Source organism: Protofrankia sp. Cj5 (assembly GCF_917627405.1).
Taxonomy (GTDB): domain Bacteria; phylum Actinomycetota; class Actinomycetes; order Frankiales; family Frankiaceae; genus Protofrankia.
The window spans coordinates 1-13,716 of record NZ_CAKJTO010000118.1; the positions used below are offsets into that span (position 1 = coordinate 1).

14 protein-coding genes are annotated in these 13,716 nt (G+C 71.0%); 10 read left to right on the top strand and 4 right to left on the bottom strand.

What is annotated here, in order from left to right; all coding sequences use genetic code 11:
• Positions 1-311 precede the first annotated feature (311 nt).
• The 9 genes from MJ777_RS19495 to pheT all read left to right on the top strand — a co-directional run bounded on the left by MJ777_RS19495 (position 312) and on the right by pheT (position 9,706).
• Positions 312-1,430, top strand: a complete 1,119-nt coding sequence (locus MJ777_RS19495; protein WP_239311471.1) for a hypothetical protein — start codon at positions 312-314, stop codon at positions 1,428-1,430.
• Positions 1,431-1,653: 223 nt separating this feature from the next.
• The gene (locus tag MJ777_RS19500; protein ID WP_239377370.1) at positions 1,654-2,220 is read left to right on the top strand and encodes an SseB family protein; all 567 of its coding nucleotides are present in this window, start codon (positions 1,654-1,656) and stop codon (positions 2,218-2,220) included.
• 278 nt (positions 2,221-2,498) lie between these two features.
• Positions 2,499-3,083, top strand: a complete 585-nt coding sequence (gene infC, locus MJ777_RS19505) for a translation initiation factor IF-3 (RefSeq protein ID WP_239311475.1) — start codon at positions 2,499-2,501, stop codon at positions 3,081-3,083.
• Positions 3,084-3,127: 44 nt separating this feature from the next.
• Positions 3,128-3,322, top strand: a complete 195-nt coding sequence (gene rpmI, locus MJ777_RS19510; RefSeq protein ID WP_239311477.1) for a 50S ribosomal protein L35 — start codon at positions 3,128-3,130, stop codon at positions 3,320-3,322.
• A gap of 89 nt (positions 3,323-3,411) precedes the next feature.
• Positions 3,412-3,807 (top strand): 50S ribosomal protein L20, encoded by a 396-nt coding sequence (gene rplT, locus MJ777_RS19515; RefSeq protein WP_239311479.1) that lies wholly within the window; start codon positions 3,412-3,414, stop codon positions 3,805-3,807.
• A gap of 32 nt (positions 3,808-3,839) precedes the next feature.
• Positions 3,840-4,679: an RNA methyltransferase gene (locus MJ777_RS19520; RefSeq protein ID WP_239311481.1), complete on the top strand. Its 840-nt coding sequence runs from the start codon at positions 3,840-3,842 to the stop codon at positions 4,677-4,679.
• Entirely contained in the window at positions 4,676-5,836 is a 1,161-nt protein-coding gene (locus MJ777_RS19525) for an ATP-binding protein (RefSeq protein WP_370652778.1), read from the top strand. The genes MJ777_RS19520 and MJ777_RS19525 overlap by 4 nt, the downstream gene beginning before the upstream one ends.
• 139 nt (positions 5,837-5,975) lie before the next feature.
• Complete coding sequence (gene pheS / locus MJ777_RS19530; protein WP_239311483.1) at positions 5,976-7,154, top strand: phenylalanine--tRNA ligase subunit alpha; 1,179 nt, start codon at positions 5,976-5,978, stop codon at positions 7,152-7,154.
• A complete protein-coding gene (pheT, locus tag MJ777_RS19535) occupies positions 7,151-9,706 on the top strand; it encodes a phenylalanine--tRNA ligase subunit beta (RefSeq protein WP_239377371.1) in 2,556 nt (851 codons plus the stop codon). The genes pheS and pheT overlap by 4 nt, the downstream gene beginning before the upstream one ends.
• Before the next feature lie 213 nt (positions 9,707-9,919).
• On the opposite strand, the gene MJ777_RS19540 is transcribed toward pheT, so the two are convergent.
• The 4 genes from MJ777_RS19540 to MJ777_RS19555 all read right to left on the bottom strand — a co-directional run bounded on the left by MJ777_RS19540 (position 9,920) and on the right by MJ777_RS19555 (position 13,266).
• Positions 9,920-11,350: a DUF692 domain-containing protein gene (locus tag MJ777_RS19540; RefSeq protein ID WP_239377372.1), complete on the bottom strand. Its 1,431-nt coding sequence runs from the start codon at positions 11,348-11,350 to the stop codon at positions 9,920-9,922.
• The gene (locus tag MJ777_RS19545; RefSeq protein WP_239377373.1) at positions 11,347-12,228 is read right to left on the bottom strand and encodes a TIGR04222 domain-containing membrane protein; all 882 of its coding nucleotides are present in this window, start codon (positions 12,226-12,228) and stop codon (positions 11,347-11,349) included. Before MJ777_RS19545 ends, MJ777_RS19540 begins: the two co-directional genes overlap by 4 nt.
• A gap of 224 nt (positions 12,229-12,452) precedes the next feature.
• Positions 12,453-12,905 carry a dCMP deaminase gene (locus MJ777_RS19550; RefSeq protein ID WP_239377374.1) on the bottom strand — a complete coding sequence of 151 codons (453 nt, stop codon included), beginning with the start codon at positions 12,903-12,905 and terminating at the stop codon, positions 12,453-12,455.
• A 70-nt stretch (positions 12,906-12,975) separates the two neighbouring features.
• Positions 12,976-13,266 (bottom strand): hypothetical protein, encoded by a 291-nt coding sequence (locus MJ777_RS19555; RefSeq protein WP_239377375.1) that lies wholly within the window; start codon positions 13,264-13,266, stop codon positions 12,976-12,978.
• Between the two features lie 68 nt (positions 13,267-13,334).
• Here MJ777_RS19555 and MJ777_RS19560 point away from each other — a divergent pair.
• Positions 13,335-13,716 (top strand): Rpn family recombination-promoting nuclease/putative transposase (locus MJ777_RS19560; RefSeq protein ID WP_239377376.1); only part of this gene is annotated, 382 nt, incomplete at its 3' end.

The following is a 13,716-nucleotide window of genomic DNA, read 5'->3' on the forward strand; positions in this document are numbered from 1 at the left end:
AGTTCTTGGTGTGTTCTGGTCGGGTCCGGTTCCGTTCGTATCCGGTTTCTTTTCGTGTCCGGTGCCGCTCCACGTGTTGCCTGAATCGGTCAACTCGCCCGAAGCCGTCGCGAACGGCCGGAACTCTGATTCGCTCTCAGCGGTCGGTTAGCTTGTAACTCGGCCCGGTGACAGGGACTCTTATCCGTAATGGATACCGCATACCGTGTGCTCAGCGCCGCCGGAGGTCCCGGTGAATCGGGGGGCCACCTTATTCCGGCGGCAGGCCCCGGCTATGGGCTGCGGGGTCCCCGTGGGGACGGGAGGCGGTGGTGAGCGCGATGACAGCGCGAGGACGGGACGAGGACGGTTATCGGCCGGATCTCCCAGCGCCCCGGTCGGGCGCGCGGGGGGAAATCGGCCAGGTTCCGGATGCCGGTGATGCCCTCGAGATCCAGCCCGGCACGGTGTTCGCGGCCGATGTCGGTGACGCGCGGCCCGTGTCTCTGCTCGGCTTGCGCATGCCCAGCCAGGACAACAACCGCGACGCGACCGTGAGCCGGCGAGCGGGCCGGTTACGGCTCGGCACGCACGACGGCGCTCCGTTCGCGGCGCCCGTCCGGTCGGCCCGGCCACGGCGGCCGGAGCCGGCGCCGGCTCCGGCCGGTTGGACCCCGGACGTCGAACTCGTCACGTTGGCCGCTGATCAGCCGGCCGCCGATCAGCCGGCCGCCGGTCCGGAAGCTGCCGATCAGGTGCTTGGGCGTTTCCCGGTGACGGTGTCGCCGGAGATCACCTGGCCCGGCGCCGGCCTGCCGGCGGCCGGGGAAGCCGGCAGCACACCCGCCACATCCGCGATCAGCTGTCTGCGGGTACATGTCGGCGGGTTCACCGGGGGCTGCGGGCGCACGGCCGCGGCCGGCCTCGGGATGGCTCTCGCCGCTTCCCGCCACGACCCGGTCATCGCGGTGGACGTGTCCGCCGAGCAGCCAGTCCGGGTACAGGACATGTTGGCGGTCTGGCATCAGGTGGTGCTGGTCGACGGACCGCCTGGCTGGAGCCAGCCGCTGTCCGCGGCGCCGTTCTCCCGGGCCGACACCCTCGTGGTCGCGGTCCGGGCCGATCTTTTCGATCTTTCGGCCGCGGATGACGTGCTGGCGGCGCTCGCCGGTGCTGAGGTTGCCGCCACCGATGCCGCCACCGACGCCGCCGGCATCACCCGGATCGGGAGCGGCGTCTCGGTGGTTGTTGTGGAGACGGTCCCGGTCCGCTGGTCCGGCCGGGCCCGCCGTCGCCTCGCCCAGCTCTCCGAACGCGCGCGGGCCGTGGTCGTGGTGCCGTTCGATCCGGCTCTGGCCGGCGACGTGTCGTTCACCTGGCCGGCTCTGCGTCGCCGTACCAGAGCGGCCTTTGGCGAACTTGCCGCCGCCGTGGAGGCCGTATCCGGCTGATCGTTCTTAGAGCGGGTGTGAGATCGGGCTTTCGATCAGTGAGCGGCTCATCCGCGCCCGATCCGGCAAGGCGGCGGAGGAAGGCGTCGGAGGTGTTGGGTGGCGACTGACGAGCCGGGGTACCCGTGCATCGCGCAGCGATGGACGGGGAGCGATGACGCGAGGGGCGTGCCCCAGCCCCGCGACGCCGCGTCCTGTGTTGCCAGGCGTTTAGGGTTGACTGGTGAAGCGGGAGCTGCTGACGCCGGCCGGACAAGGCGATCATGGCGGTGGTGACGGCGCGTTGCGCGCCGCGCTGGACGCGGGCGACGAACATGCGGTCGCGGCCGCGCTGGCCTGGGCCCGGGTCTTCGTCGCGATCGAGGCGCGCAGGACCGATGCCGACGCCGTCACCGGGGCCGACAAGACGTCTGAGATGGTTCTGGTAACGCTGCGGGTGCCCTCCGGCGCCACCGCGATCCCGGCGTTCAGCGGTGTTGACACGTTGGCCCGGTGGCGCCAGGCCGCCCGGCCGGTCGCGGTGCCCGGCCACGCCCTGTGTGCCCAGGCGGTGCGGGACGGCCACCGCGCGGTCGTGCTCGACATCGCCGGGCCGGCCATGGCCACTGTCGACGGGGAGCTGCTGAGGCGGGTCGCGGCGGTGGCTCTGGGAGAGACGGTGGCTCTGGGAGAGACGGTGGCTCTGGGAGAGACGGTGGCTCTGGAGGAGGCTGGCGCGCGGCTGGCCGAGCAGCCGCGCCCCCGGCGCCGGTGGTCTCGTCATCGCTCCCGCCGCCCGATGGCGGGTTGACCGGTTTCTGACGGAATATCCACCGTGGCCACTCTGATATCCGACGGTCAACTGATCGTCGCATCCGGCCCGCTCTGCTAGGCTGTCAGTCGACCGCTTGTTATCTGGCTGGTGTCTCGTAGCGGCGCCATCCTGTGGTGACAAGGCCAAGCGGAGGCTTGCCTCCCACCCGACGTCGCATGTTCGGCGGCCGGGTCGCCGGTCGGCCGAGCCGTCTGTGACGGCGTGTCGGCCGGGTGCCCAGTCTTGCTGGGTGCAGGGCTCCGCAGCGGCAGGTCATGCCCGCGCGTCGAGTCCACGGAGGGAACCACATCAGCGCAGAGTCACGTATTAACGACCGGATCAGGGTGCCCGAAGTGCGCCTGGTTGGGCCCGAAGGCGAGCAGATCGGCATCGTCGCCATCGCTGAGGCGATGCGGCTTGCGCAGGAGGCGGATCTCGATCTGGTCGAGGTCGCTCCGACGGCTCGTCCGCCGGTCTGCAAGCTCATGGACTACGGAAAGTTCAAGTACGAGTCCGACCAGAAGCGTCGGGAGGCTCGTAAGAACCAGGTCCAGACGGTCATCAAGGAAATGAAGCTCCGGCCGAAAATCGATCCGCATGACTACGAGACCAAGAAGGGTCACGTGGTCCGGTTCCTCAGGGCCGGCGACAAAGTCAAGATTACGATCATGTTCCGCGGGCGTGAGCAGTCCCGGCCCGAGCTCGGCATCCGCCTCTTGCAGCGATTGTCGACCGATGTCGCGGAGCTCGGTTACGTCGAGGCTCAGCCCAAGCAGGACGGCCGGAACATGACCATGGTGATGGCACCGCACAAGGGGTCCCGGCCCCAGCGCGCGCCAGAGCCCGCCGGCCGGGTCTGACCCAGAACACCGTTGATGATCACCACGGATTACAGGATCTCCAGATGCCCAAGATGAAGACCCACACCGGCGCGTCCAAACGGTTCAGAATCACCGGTACCGGCAAGGTGATGCGCCGCCGGACCAATCGCAATCACCTGTTGGAGCACAAGTCCAGCCGGCGTACCCGGCGGCTGTACAACGAGGTCACGCTTAGCCCGGCGGACGAAGGACGCATCAAGAAGCTGTTGGCGCGCTGACCGCCGGCCGTCCCCCCGAACCGCTCCCACCCGCTGGGAGCGGCGCGACGTAGTGCCGACAGTCACGACTGAAGGAGAGTTTCCCCCTCATGGCAAGGGTCAAGCGGGCGGTCAACGCCCAGAAGAAACGCCGGACGGTGCTAGAGCAGTCCAGCGGGTACCGGGGGCAGCGCTCTCGGCTGTACCGCAAGGCCAAGGAGCAGGTCCTGCACTCGATGGCCTACTCCTATCGGGACCGGCGGGCTCGTAAGGGTGACTTCCGGCAGCTGTGGATCGCCAGGATCAACGCCGCCGCGCGGGCGAACGGGCTGACCTACAACCGGTTCGTCCAGGGGCTGCGGCTGGCCGAGGTGGAGGTTGACCGGAAGATCCTCGCCGAGCTCGCGGTGACGGACCCGGCCGCGTTCACCGCGCTCGTCGAGGTCGCGCGTGCCGCCCTGCCACCTGCCTCACCGGCCCGTACGCCGGAGACGTCGGCGGCCTGATCGATCGCGTAGGCCGGCGCGTATCCGAATTCATGCTGGTGGTCCCGGACCCGGCTGGCCCGCGTTCGTCGCGGGTGCTCGCCGCGCGGCGCCTGCGCCGCCCGGCGGTCCGTCGTGTCCGCGGTCAGTTTCTGGTCGAGGGGCCCCAAGCGGTCACAGCGGGACTCGCGGTCGGGGCACTGCATGAGATTTTCGTGGGTTCGTCGGCGATGAGCAGGTACGCGGCACTTGTGGACGGAGCGGGGATACCGGTGCGCGTCGTGTCGGATGACGCGGTGGCATCACTGTCCGAGACGGTGACACCTCAGGGTGTGGTCGGGTTGGCCGAGTGCCCACGCCACCTGGTCGCGGATCTCGCCCACCCCCGGCTGGTGGCGATCTGTCTTGACACACGTGATCCGGGCAACGCGGGGACGATTGTAAGATCCGCGGACGCCGCGGGCGCGGACGCCGTCGTGTTCGCCGGGTCGTCGGTGGATCCGTTCGGTGGCAAGGCCGTCCGCGCGTCCGCGGGCAGCATCTTCCACCTGCCGGTGGTGACCGATATTGATCTCGATGATGCGGTCCGCCAGCTGCGGGACCATGGTTGCCGCATCATCGCCACCACCCCGCTCGCGGCACGGGATCTCGATGCCGCGGCGGACGCGGGGGAACTCGGCGTACCCACCGCGTGGCTGTTCGGTAACGAGGCGCGCGGTCTCCCGCGGGCCGACGTGGTGTCCGCGGACGCGGTGCTCCGGGTGCCGGTGTACGGTCAGGCCGAGTCGCTGAATCTTGCGGTGGCGACTGCGATCTGCCTGTACGCGTCAGCGCGCGCACAGGCGAGGCTCGGGTCCGGCACTCAAGGCGCCGGGGGAGGTGGACGGCTGTGACGCACACGGTCACGTCGGCTCCCGACCAAGCTCGCAATCCACCGGCGGACGGAGAACCACTGTCCGGTCCCGGGCCGCGGGCGGATGGGACGCCGTACCTTGAGGTACCCGCCGTGTCGCCGGTCTCCTGGGATGATCTCCCAGACGGGATCGTGGTGGTTGACGCCACCGGCCGGGTGGAGATATTCAACGCCGCGGCCGTGAAGATCACAGGCGTCGCGGCGGCCGCCGCCGTGGGCCGTCATCTCACCGAGGTCCTGCCGTTGCTCGACGAGCGGGGCAACGACTGGTGGGAATGTTCGCGGGTGAGCCGCAACCTGCCGCGGGTGACCGGCCAGCCGGAGCGGCGGCTGACCTTCGCGGGCGCCCAGCACGAACGCGATCTTAATGTCACTGTTCGTTATGTCCGTGTCGAGGGGCAGCTGGCGCAGGTCTCGCTGTCGCTGCGGGACACCGTCAGCCGGGAGCGCCTTGAGCGTAACCGCGCCGACCTGGTGGCCACGGTCGCGCACGAACTGCGTTCCCCGCTGACGAGCGTGAAGGGGTTCACCGCCACGCTGCTGGCGAAGTGGGACAGGTTCACCGAAGAGCAGAAGAAGCTCATGCTCAACACCGTCAACACCGACGCCGACCGGGTGACCCGGCTGCTCGCCGAGGTGCTCGACGTCTCGCGGATCGACTCCGGCCGGATCCAGATGCGCAAACAGATCGTGGATCTTGATCAGACGCTGCGCCGGGTCGTCGATGGCAAGGTCGCGGCGGGAGAGGCCACCCGCGACAGGTTCGCGATGCGCACCGAAGGTACGCTGCCGGAGATGTGGTTGGACGCCGACAAGATTGAACAGGTGCTGCACAATCTCGTCGACAACGCGCTGCGCCATGGCGCGGGTACCGTCACCATTGTCATGCGCGGCACGCTGACCGGAGCCGAGGTGAGTGTGGCGGACGAGGGCGAGGGCGTGCCCGAAGCAAGCGCATCCCGGGTTTTCACGAAGTTCTGGCGAGGCGCGACCCGCGGTAACGGGACGGGCCTCGGGCTCTATATCGCTAGAGCGCTCATCGATGCGCACGGCGGTACGATCATGGTTGGGCGGGCGCCGGGCGGTGGCGCCGAGTTCCGATTTGTGGTGCCCGCCGGGGCACCCGTCTTCGCCTGAAGCGAAGCCGTGACCCGGCGGGCGCCCCGGCCCGCAGCCCGCACCCGGCCCGCGTGTCCGCCCACCTGTGGTGGACGGCGGTCGGGATCCCACCTGATGGCCGGTCCGGCCATCAATGACTTCAATGAGGATGACCAGCGTGTCACCGTCCCTACCGAGCGCTGACTCGAGCCGAGTCGATCCGAACCGAGCCGATCATCCGAACCGTGTCGATCCAGGCCGCGCGGACCCGGGCCGGGCTGACGCGGACCAGCTCGGTCCGGACCGGCTTGCCCAGCTGTGCGCGCGGGCGGCCGCGGAGATCGCCGCCGCGGGCGATCTCGACGAGCTCGCCGCCGTTCGCACGTCACAGGTTGATGGCCGGTCCGCTCCGCTGATGCTGGCGCGCCGGGTGCTCGGCGCCCTGCCACAGCCGGACCGGGCCGCGGCCGGGCGCCGGCACAACGACGCCACAGCGGCCGTCCGGGAGCTCTACGAGGCAAGACTCGCCGAACTCACCGCCGAGCGTGACGCCCGGGTCCTGGTTGAGGAGCGGGTTGACGTCACTGTCCCGGCGGGCCGCCGCCCGCTCGGGGCACGGCATCCGATCACGACGCTGTCCGATTACCTGGTCGACGTGTTCGTGGCCATGGGTTACGAGGTCGCCGAAGGGCCTGAAGTCGAGCACGACTGGTTCAACTTCGAGGCGTTGAACCTCGGCCCCGATCATCCGGCGCGAAGCTCGCACGACACCCTGTACGTCGACCCGATGGGCAGCGGGCTGCTGCTGCGCACGCACACCTCGCCGGTCCAGGTCCGCGCGCTGCTGTCTCGTCCACTGCCGGTGTATGTGGTGTGCCCAGGGCGGACGTACCGCAACGACGCGGTCGACGCCACCCACTCGCCCGTGTTCGGCCAGCTCGAGGGCCTCGCGGTCGACGAGGGCATCACCATGGCCGACCTGCGCGGCACCCTGGACGTGTTCGCCCAGGCGCTGTTCGGGTCGGGCCTGCCCACCCGGCTGCGGCCGTCCTACTTCCCGTTCACCGAGCCGTCGGCTGAGCTCGACGTCGGCTGCTTCGCCTGTCGTGGCGAACCGGACCGTCAGCCGTGCCGGGTGTGCTCCGACGAGGGCTGGATCGAGGTGGGCGGCTGCGGGATGGTCGATCCGAACGTGCTGGTCGCCTGCGGGGTCGACCCGGCCCGCTACAGCGGTTTCGCCTTCGGGATGGGGCTGGAACGCGCGGCGATGATCCGCCATGGCGTCCACGAGATCCGTGACTTCGTCGACGGGGACGTCCGGTTCGGCCGCGTGTTCGAGACGGGGAGCGGGTCATGAAGATTCCCATGTCGTGGCTCCGGGCGACCGTCGCCGGCCTGCCGTCGGCGAAAGTGGTCGCCGAGGCGCTGATCAGAGCCGGTTTCGAGGTTGAGGCCGTCGAGCCCGTCGGCCGTGACATCGCCGGTGTCGTCGTCGGTGAGGTCCGCGCGATCGAGGTCGTCGAGACCAAGAAGAAGAACGTGCGCTGGGTGACGGTCCAGGTGCCGCCGACCGGTACCCGCGGGGTGATCTGTGGAGCTTTCAACTTCGAGGTCGGTGACCGGGTGGCGGTGGCGCTGCCTGGCGCGGTGCTGCCCGGCGGCTTCACCATCACCTCGCGCAAGACCTACGGGCACCTCAGTGACGGCATGATCTGTTCGGTTCGTGAACTCGGCATCGGCGACGACCACGACGGCATCCTGGTGCTGCCGGCTGACACCCCGCTCGGCGTGGACGTTGCCGAACTGCTGGACCTCGCCGACGACGTCCTCGACATCGCCGTCACCCCGGACCGCGGTTATGGCCTGTCCGTCCGCGGGATCGCCAGGGAGGCGGCCACCGCGTTTGGACTGGCCTTCCAGGATCCGGCCGGGCCGGGCACGGACCGGCCACTGGCCGGCACCGCGGCCGGAGGGTATCCGGTCGTCGTCGAGGACACCACCGCCTGCACCCGGTATGTCGCCCGGACCGTGACCGGCGTGTCCCCGCAGGCACGGACCCCGCTGGGACTCACCCAACGTCTCGCGCTGTCGGGCATGCGGCCTGTCTCGGCACCGGTCGACGTCACCAATCTGATCATGTTGGGCCTGGGGCAGCCCCTGCATGCCTTCGACCGGGCGAAGCTGTCCGGCCCGATCGTCGTGCGCCGCGCCCGCCCCGGTGAATGGCTGGTCACCCTCGACGGGGTCAAACGTGAACTCGACCCGGCGGACCTGGTCATCGCCGACGGTTCCGGACCGGTGGCGTTGGCTGGCGTCATGGGGGGCGCGGCCACCGAGATCTCGGCTGAGACCACTGAGATCCTGATCGAGGCGGCCCATTTCGATCCGGTGGTGATCGCCCGTACGGCTCGGCGCCACCAGCTCGGTTCGGAGGCGTCACGCCGTTTCGAACGCGGCGTTGACCCGGCGCTCGCGCCGGCCGCCGCGGAGACGGCGGTCCGGATGCTCATCGAGCTCACCGGCGCCACGGCGGAGCCGGGGGCCACCGACGTCGACCACCGGCCGGATCCCGTCACGATCGCCTTCCCGCTGGCCGAGCCGGAGCGTCTGGGTGGACGTCCCTACCCGGCCGAGGTTGTCCGGCAGCGGCTGGTCGACATCGGCTGCGCAGTGGCCGCATCCACAGCGAGCGCATCCACAGTGGCCGCATCCGGCACCGGCAGCGGACCCGACGGGCCCGGGGTGCTGGCGGTCACGCCGCCATCCTGGCGCGGTGACCTGACCCGGCCCGCCGACCTCGTCGAAGAGGTCATCCGGCTGGAAGGCTACGACACAATCCCGGTGACCCTCCCGCGGCTACCGGCTGGCCGCGGCCTCACCCAGGGCCAGCGGCTGCGTCGGGCGGTCGACAGGGCACTCGCCCAGCAGGGCTACCTCGAGGTCCGCACCGTCCCGTTCGTCGGGGACGACACGCTGACCCAGCTCGGGCTTGAGGCGGACGACCCGCGGGCCGCGGCCGTCCGGGTCGCGAACCCGATCGCTGAGGATGCCGCCAACCTGCGCACCACCCTGCTGCCCGGACTGTTCGCCGCCGCCGTCCGCAACATCGGCCGGGGCCAGGGCGACCTGGCGCTGTTCGAGACTGGTCTGGTGTTCCGGGCCGTTGCCGCCGCCACGCCGCCGACCCCCGCGGTCGATCACCGTCCCAGCGAGGACGAGATCGCCGCGCTCAACGCGGCCCTGCCCGACCAGCCGAGACTGGTGGCCGTCGTTCTCACCGGCCTGCGGGAACCGGCCGGTTGGTGGGGACCGGGGCGGCCGGCGGATTGGCAGGACGCGGTCGCCGCCGCACACACCGTCGCGGGTGCTACCGGTCTGGAGCTGTCGGTGGCGGCAGACGCGATGATGCCGTGGCACCCCGGCCGGTGCGCGCGACTGACGGTGGCCGGCCCCGCGGCGGCGGATCCGGTCGTGCGCCGGGTCGTCGGGCATGCCGGTGAGCTGCATCCACGGGTGATCGCGGCCTACGGGCTGCCCGGCCGGACCTGCGCGATGGAGCTCGACCTCGACGCGCTGGTCGGGATCGCCTCGTCGCGCCCGCCGATCATGGCGTCCGCGGTGTCCACGTATCCACCCGCCGACCGCGACATCGCGCTGGTCGTCGAGGCGGGCGTCACCGTGGCCCAGGTCACCGCGGCGTTGCGGGCGGGTGCCGGTCATCTGCTGGAGGCGCTGACCCTTTTCGACGTCTACGAGGGGGTCCAGATCGGCGGCGGAAAACGTTCGCTCGCGTTCGGCCTGCGGCTGCGGGCGGGGGACCGTACCCTCACCGCGGAGGAGGCGAACGCGGCGCGGGACGCGGCGGTCGCCGAGGCCACCCGGGTAACCGGAGCGATTCTGCGCAGCTGATCTGGAGCGTCCGGCAACAGGGCGTGGATCAAGGAGCGGGGCTGCGCGCGGGTACCGCGAGGCTGCGGAGGGAGCCGCCGGAGGCGGTGGGTGGCGACTGACGAGCCCGGGGTACCCGTGCATCGCGCAGCGATGGACGGGGAGCGACGCGACGAGGTGTGTGCCCGGGCCCCGCGACGCCGCGTCCCCTATTGCCGGTCCCTCTTATTCCGTTTATTCCGTTCCGGGCCGCCGCAGCCTGGTGCGGCCCAGCCGGGTGCGGCCGGAGCCGAGCAGGCGTGTCCCGACGAACGGCGCCCGGATGGCGACGAGCGGGCGGGCACCGGCTTGCCGGTCGACCGCGATGGCCAGGCGTCGGCGGGCCACGGCGGCCATGAGCTGTTCGGACCGGGCCGGCTCGTCGAGGTCGGCCCGGACGGCGCGGGCGAAGGCCATGCCGTCCGCGTACGCTCCGACGGGTGCGCGGCCGGCGGCGAAGGCGGTGAACCGGGAGCGGAAGCCGGGCAGGCAGGACAGCGCCGGCCATGCTCGGGCAACGGCATCCGCGCGCTTGCGGAGGAGCGCCGTGCGGGTCGCCGCCACGCGGCGTGGGTCGAATCCAGCGGGGATCGGCCCGTCGGCGACGAGCGCCCGTACGAGTTCGGTCTGCGTCTGGCGCAGCCGCGCACGCCCTCCGTCGCCGCCGTCGCCGCCGTCGCCTCCATCGGCACCGCTGCCGCCGCGGGGAGTCCTGGGGCGTGGCATGGCGTCCGTCACCGGCCCAGCTCCTGGTAGCCCGGGGTGCCCCGCGCCGCCCGCGGCGGCAGCGGCGCTGATCGCCGCCAGCTCGCCGCCGAGTTCCCGGACGGACGGGTAATGACCATCGCGTTCAAGCATGAACGCATGTGGGCCGGGGTATCGCCGCGCCACTTCGCGGACCAGGTCGAGGACCGCGCCGGTGACAGGGTGGACGTGGGTGTCGTGGTACAGCCCGCCGCGCATGACTCCACCGGCCACGTGGATGTAGGCGACGCGCTCCCACGGTAGCCGGTCGAGGAAGCGGCCGGGGTCGACCCCGTGGTTGACCCGGTCGGCATGCAGGTTGGCGAGGTCCAGCAGCAGGAGCGCACCGGTGCGCTCAGCGATCTCGGTGAGGAACTCGGCTTCGCTGAGGTCCGCGTCCGGCCAGTGCAGCGGCGCGGCGGGATGCTCGAGCGCGAGCGGGACGGACAGTTCGGCTGACACGGTCCGTACGTTGGCGATCAGCACGTCGAGTGCGTCGCGGGTCCGCGGCACCGCCAGCAGGTGCCCCGCTTCCAGCCCGCCGGCCCGGACGACCGCGACATGCTCGCTGACCAGTGGTGCTTGCAGCCGCTCGGCGACAGCCGCCAGGCGTGCGATCCGCCATGCCTGGAGCGGTTCGGCGCCGCCCAAGCCGAGGCCGACCCCGTGCGGCACGACCGGGACGCCGCGCCCAGCCAGCCGGTCGAGGCCGGCCGGCAGAGGCCCGCGGGCAGGCAGCGCTTCCACGATGACCTCGACGAAGGACAGGTCCGTCCGGTCGGCGATGAAGGTCGCGAGTTCTGGCCGCCACCCGATCCCCAGCCCGGATGGCGGCCCGTGGCGGTTGCGCCGCGCACTGTTCGGCGGTGCGGTGGCGGTCATCCGCCGCAGCCGCCGCCACCGCAGCCGCCACCACCGCCACACCCACTACCGCTGCTTGCGTCCCCGCCGCTTGTGTTCCCGCTGGGACGGGCCAGGCCGAGCTGGCTGGCGAGGGCCGGGTCGGTGTCCCAGAGCACGCCCGTGCCGAACAGCGCGAGGGCGAGGGCGCGCTGCCCAGGCACACCGCCGGACCGCAGATCGACGCTGTCGCGGCGGGCCGTGGACAGGGCGGCCTTTCCCCGGCGGGTGATGGCTGGGCGCTGGGCGAGAAGCACTACCGCCACCGCGGTGACGATCAGTTCGATGCAGAGGAGACCGACCGGCTTGCCCCGGCTGACGCCCACAGCGACGCGGATGATCCCGATCGCCGCGAGGAGCAGCAGGGGGATCAGGGCCTGCCGACAGTCATGAGCCTGCGCCCGCGTCGGTACGAGTCCCGCGCCCTGCAGGCGAGTACGGCAGGCGGTCACGGCCGGTCCCCGTGACACCAGCGCGCTGAGCGACTCCAGCCGCAGTTCGCCCGCTCGGCGGATGGCGCCGAGCACTTCCCGCTCCAGTGGGGTGGCGTCGGGCGGCAGCGGCGCACCCGTGGTGGTCAACCCGCGCCGCGTCCGCCCTGGCCGCAGCAGGCCCAGGTCGTGCAGGTTGGTGACCGCGCACGTCACGGCCAGCCGTGGGTTTCCGCTGATCATGGCGAGTTCCGTTGGGTCCAACGGGCTGGGGCCCGCCACCGGCGTGTCCGTCGGGCCGAGGATGCGGTGGCGCATGACGATCGCCGCCAGCAGCAGGACCGCGAATCCCAGGGCGTAGAGGATGAGAAAAGAGGGGCCGCTGATGCCCCAGGTGTCGCCCGCCGCGGACGCGGTGGGTGCGCTCATGCCGTGATCCTTCCCGTCGCCCGGAACGGTGGCTGGAGCGGCCCGCGGCCGTGAGATCGTGAGGCGGGTCGGGCTCCGTCCGGTGATGCCTGACACAGCCCAGGGTCCGCCGGCGCGTGGCCGTGATGGTGCGCGAGTAGCCAACGCGACACCTGCTCAGCAGGCGGGGCGCAGGCCCGTGAGACCTATGGCAGAGCCGACCCCGGAACAGGCTCGAAGGTGAATCAGACCGACAGGTGGGCGTTCATGGCGCGGGCCTGCTCGGCAAGCTCAGGCAGTTCCACGACGGTGACACCAGCCGCGGTGAGGAGTTCGTAGCCTTGGCAGTCGGCGACGAAGAGGCTGGGTTCGCGCCAGGCGATGACCACCCGTAGGATCTTGACTTCCAGAATGAGCTGGGCGCAGGTGCGTGGCCGGGACTTGCGCTGAGAGCAGGGCTCGAGAGTGCTGTAGATCGTCGCGGTGGCCAGCCGCGGGTCGTCAGGGTCGATCTTCGCGAGGGCGGATTCCTCAGCGTGCACCGCCTCGTCGACCTCGCGGGAGAAGCCGAAGGCGATCTCCTCGTTGTTTGCGTCGACGATGACGGCGCCGACCGAGTAGGCGCCGGTGGTGGGTGGGCAGCGGTGGGCGAGGTCGATGGCCCGGGTCATCCAGCGGTGGTCGTCGAGCTGGGTCATGGAGCGGCTCGTCCTCCCTGGGGCCGGCCCCTGGCGGAGGTGGATCGGATCGCCGGTGGCGGGATGGTAGTCAGCCGGTGATGGCCGTGGGGACCTGGTCCATCGCCTGGTGGAACTCGCCTGCCTGGAGGACAGTCTGCCATCCGGCGACGGCGTCACGCGGGGACCGCAGGACTGGTGCAGTCACCGAGTGCGGCGAGGCTGTGTACCCGCTGGGCTTCGATACGGGCAGGGCTGACGAACTCGTCCCAGGGGCCGGTGTCGGGCCCGGCCCGTCGAGGATGTCGTGGGCGCGGTCGTAGAGCGTCAGGCAGGTGGCTTTCTCGCCCTGTTCCCGTGAGGACCTCGAGGACCAGATCACCGAGTTCACGATCAAACACAACAGGACCGCTCAGCCCTACCGGTGGACCTACTACGCCGACACCGAGCATGCCCACTGCCTCGAACGCCACCGAGGATGGCCCGGCCGAGGCCGGCAGTCCGGACTGGGAGCAGTGGGTGCCTCGTGTGGCCGGTGGGCTGGTGCCTGGTTGTGGGCTGGCGGGCTGGTGTGTCGGTGGGTGTCGGTACGGTGCGGTCATGTCGGGTCCGTCCACACCTCATGACGCGGTGTTCCGCCGGATTTTGGGGACGCCGTCGAACGCGGCGTCCCAGGTGCGGGCGGTACTGCCACCAGGGCTGGTGGCCCGGCTTGACCTGGACAAGCTGGCGCTCGTGCCCGGGAGTCTGGTGGATGCCACGCTGCGGTGGCGGCATACCGATCTGTTGTTCACCGCGCCGCTGGACGGCCGGGAGGCGTTCGTCTACGTAC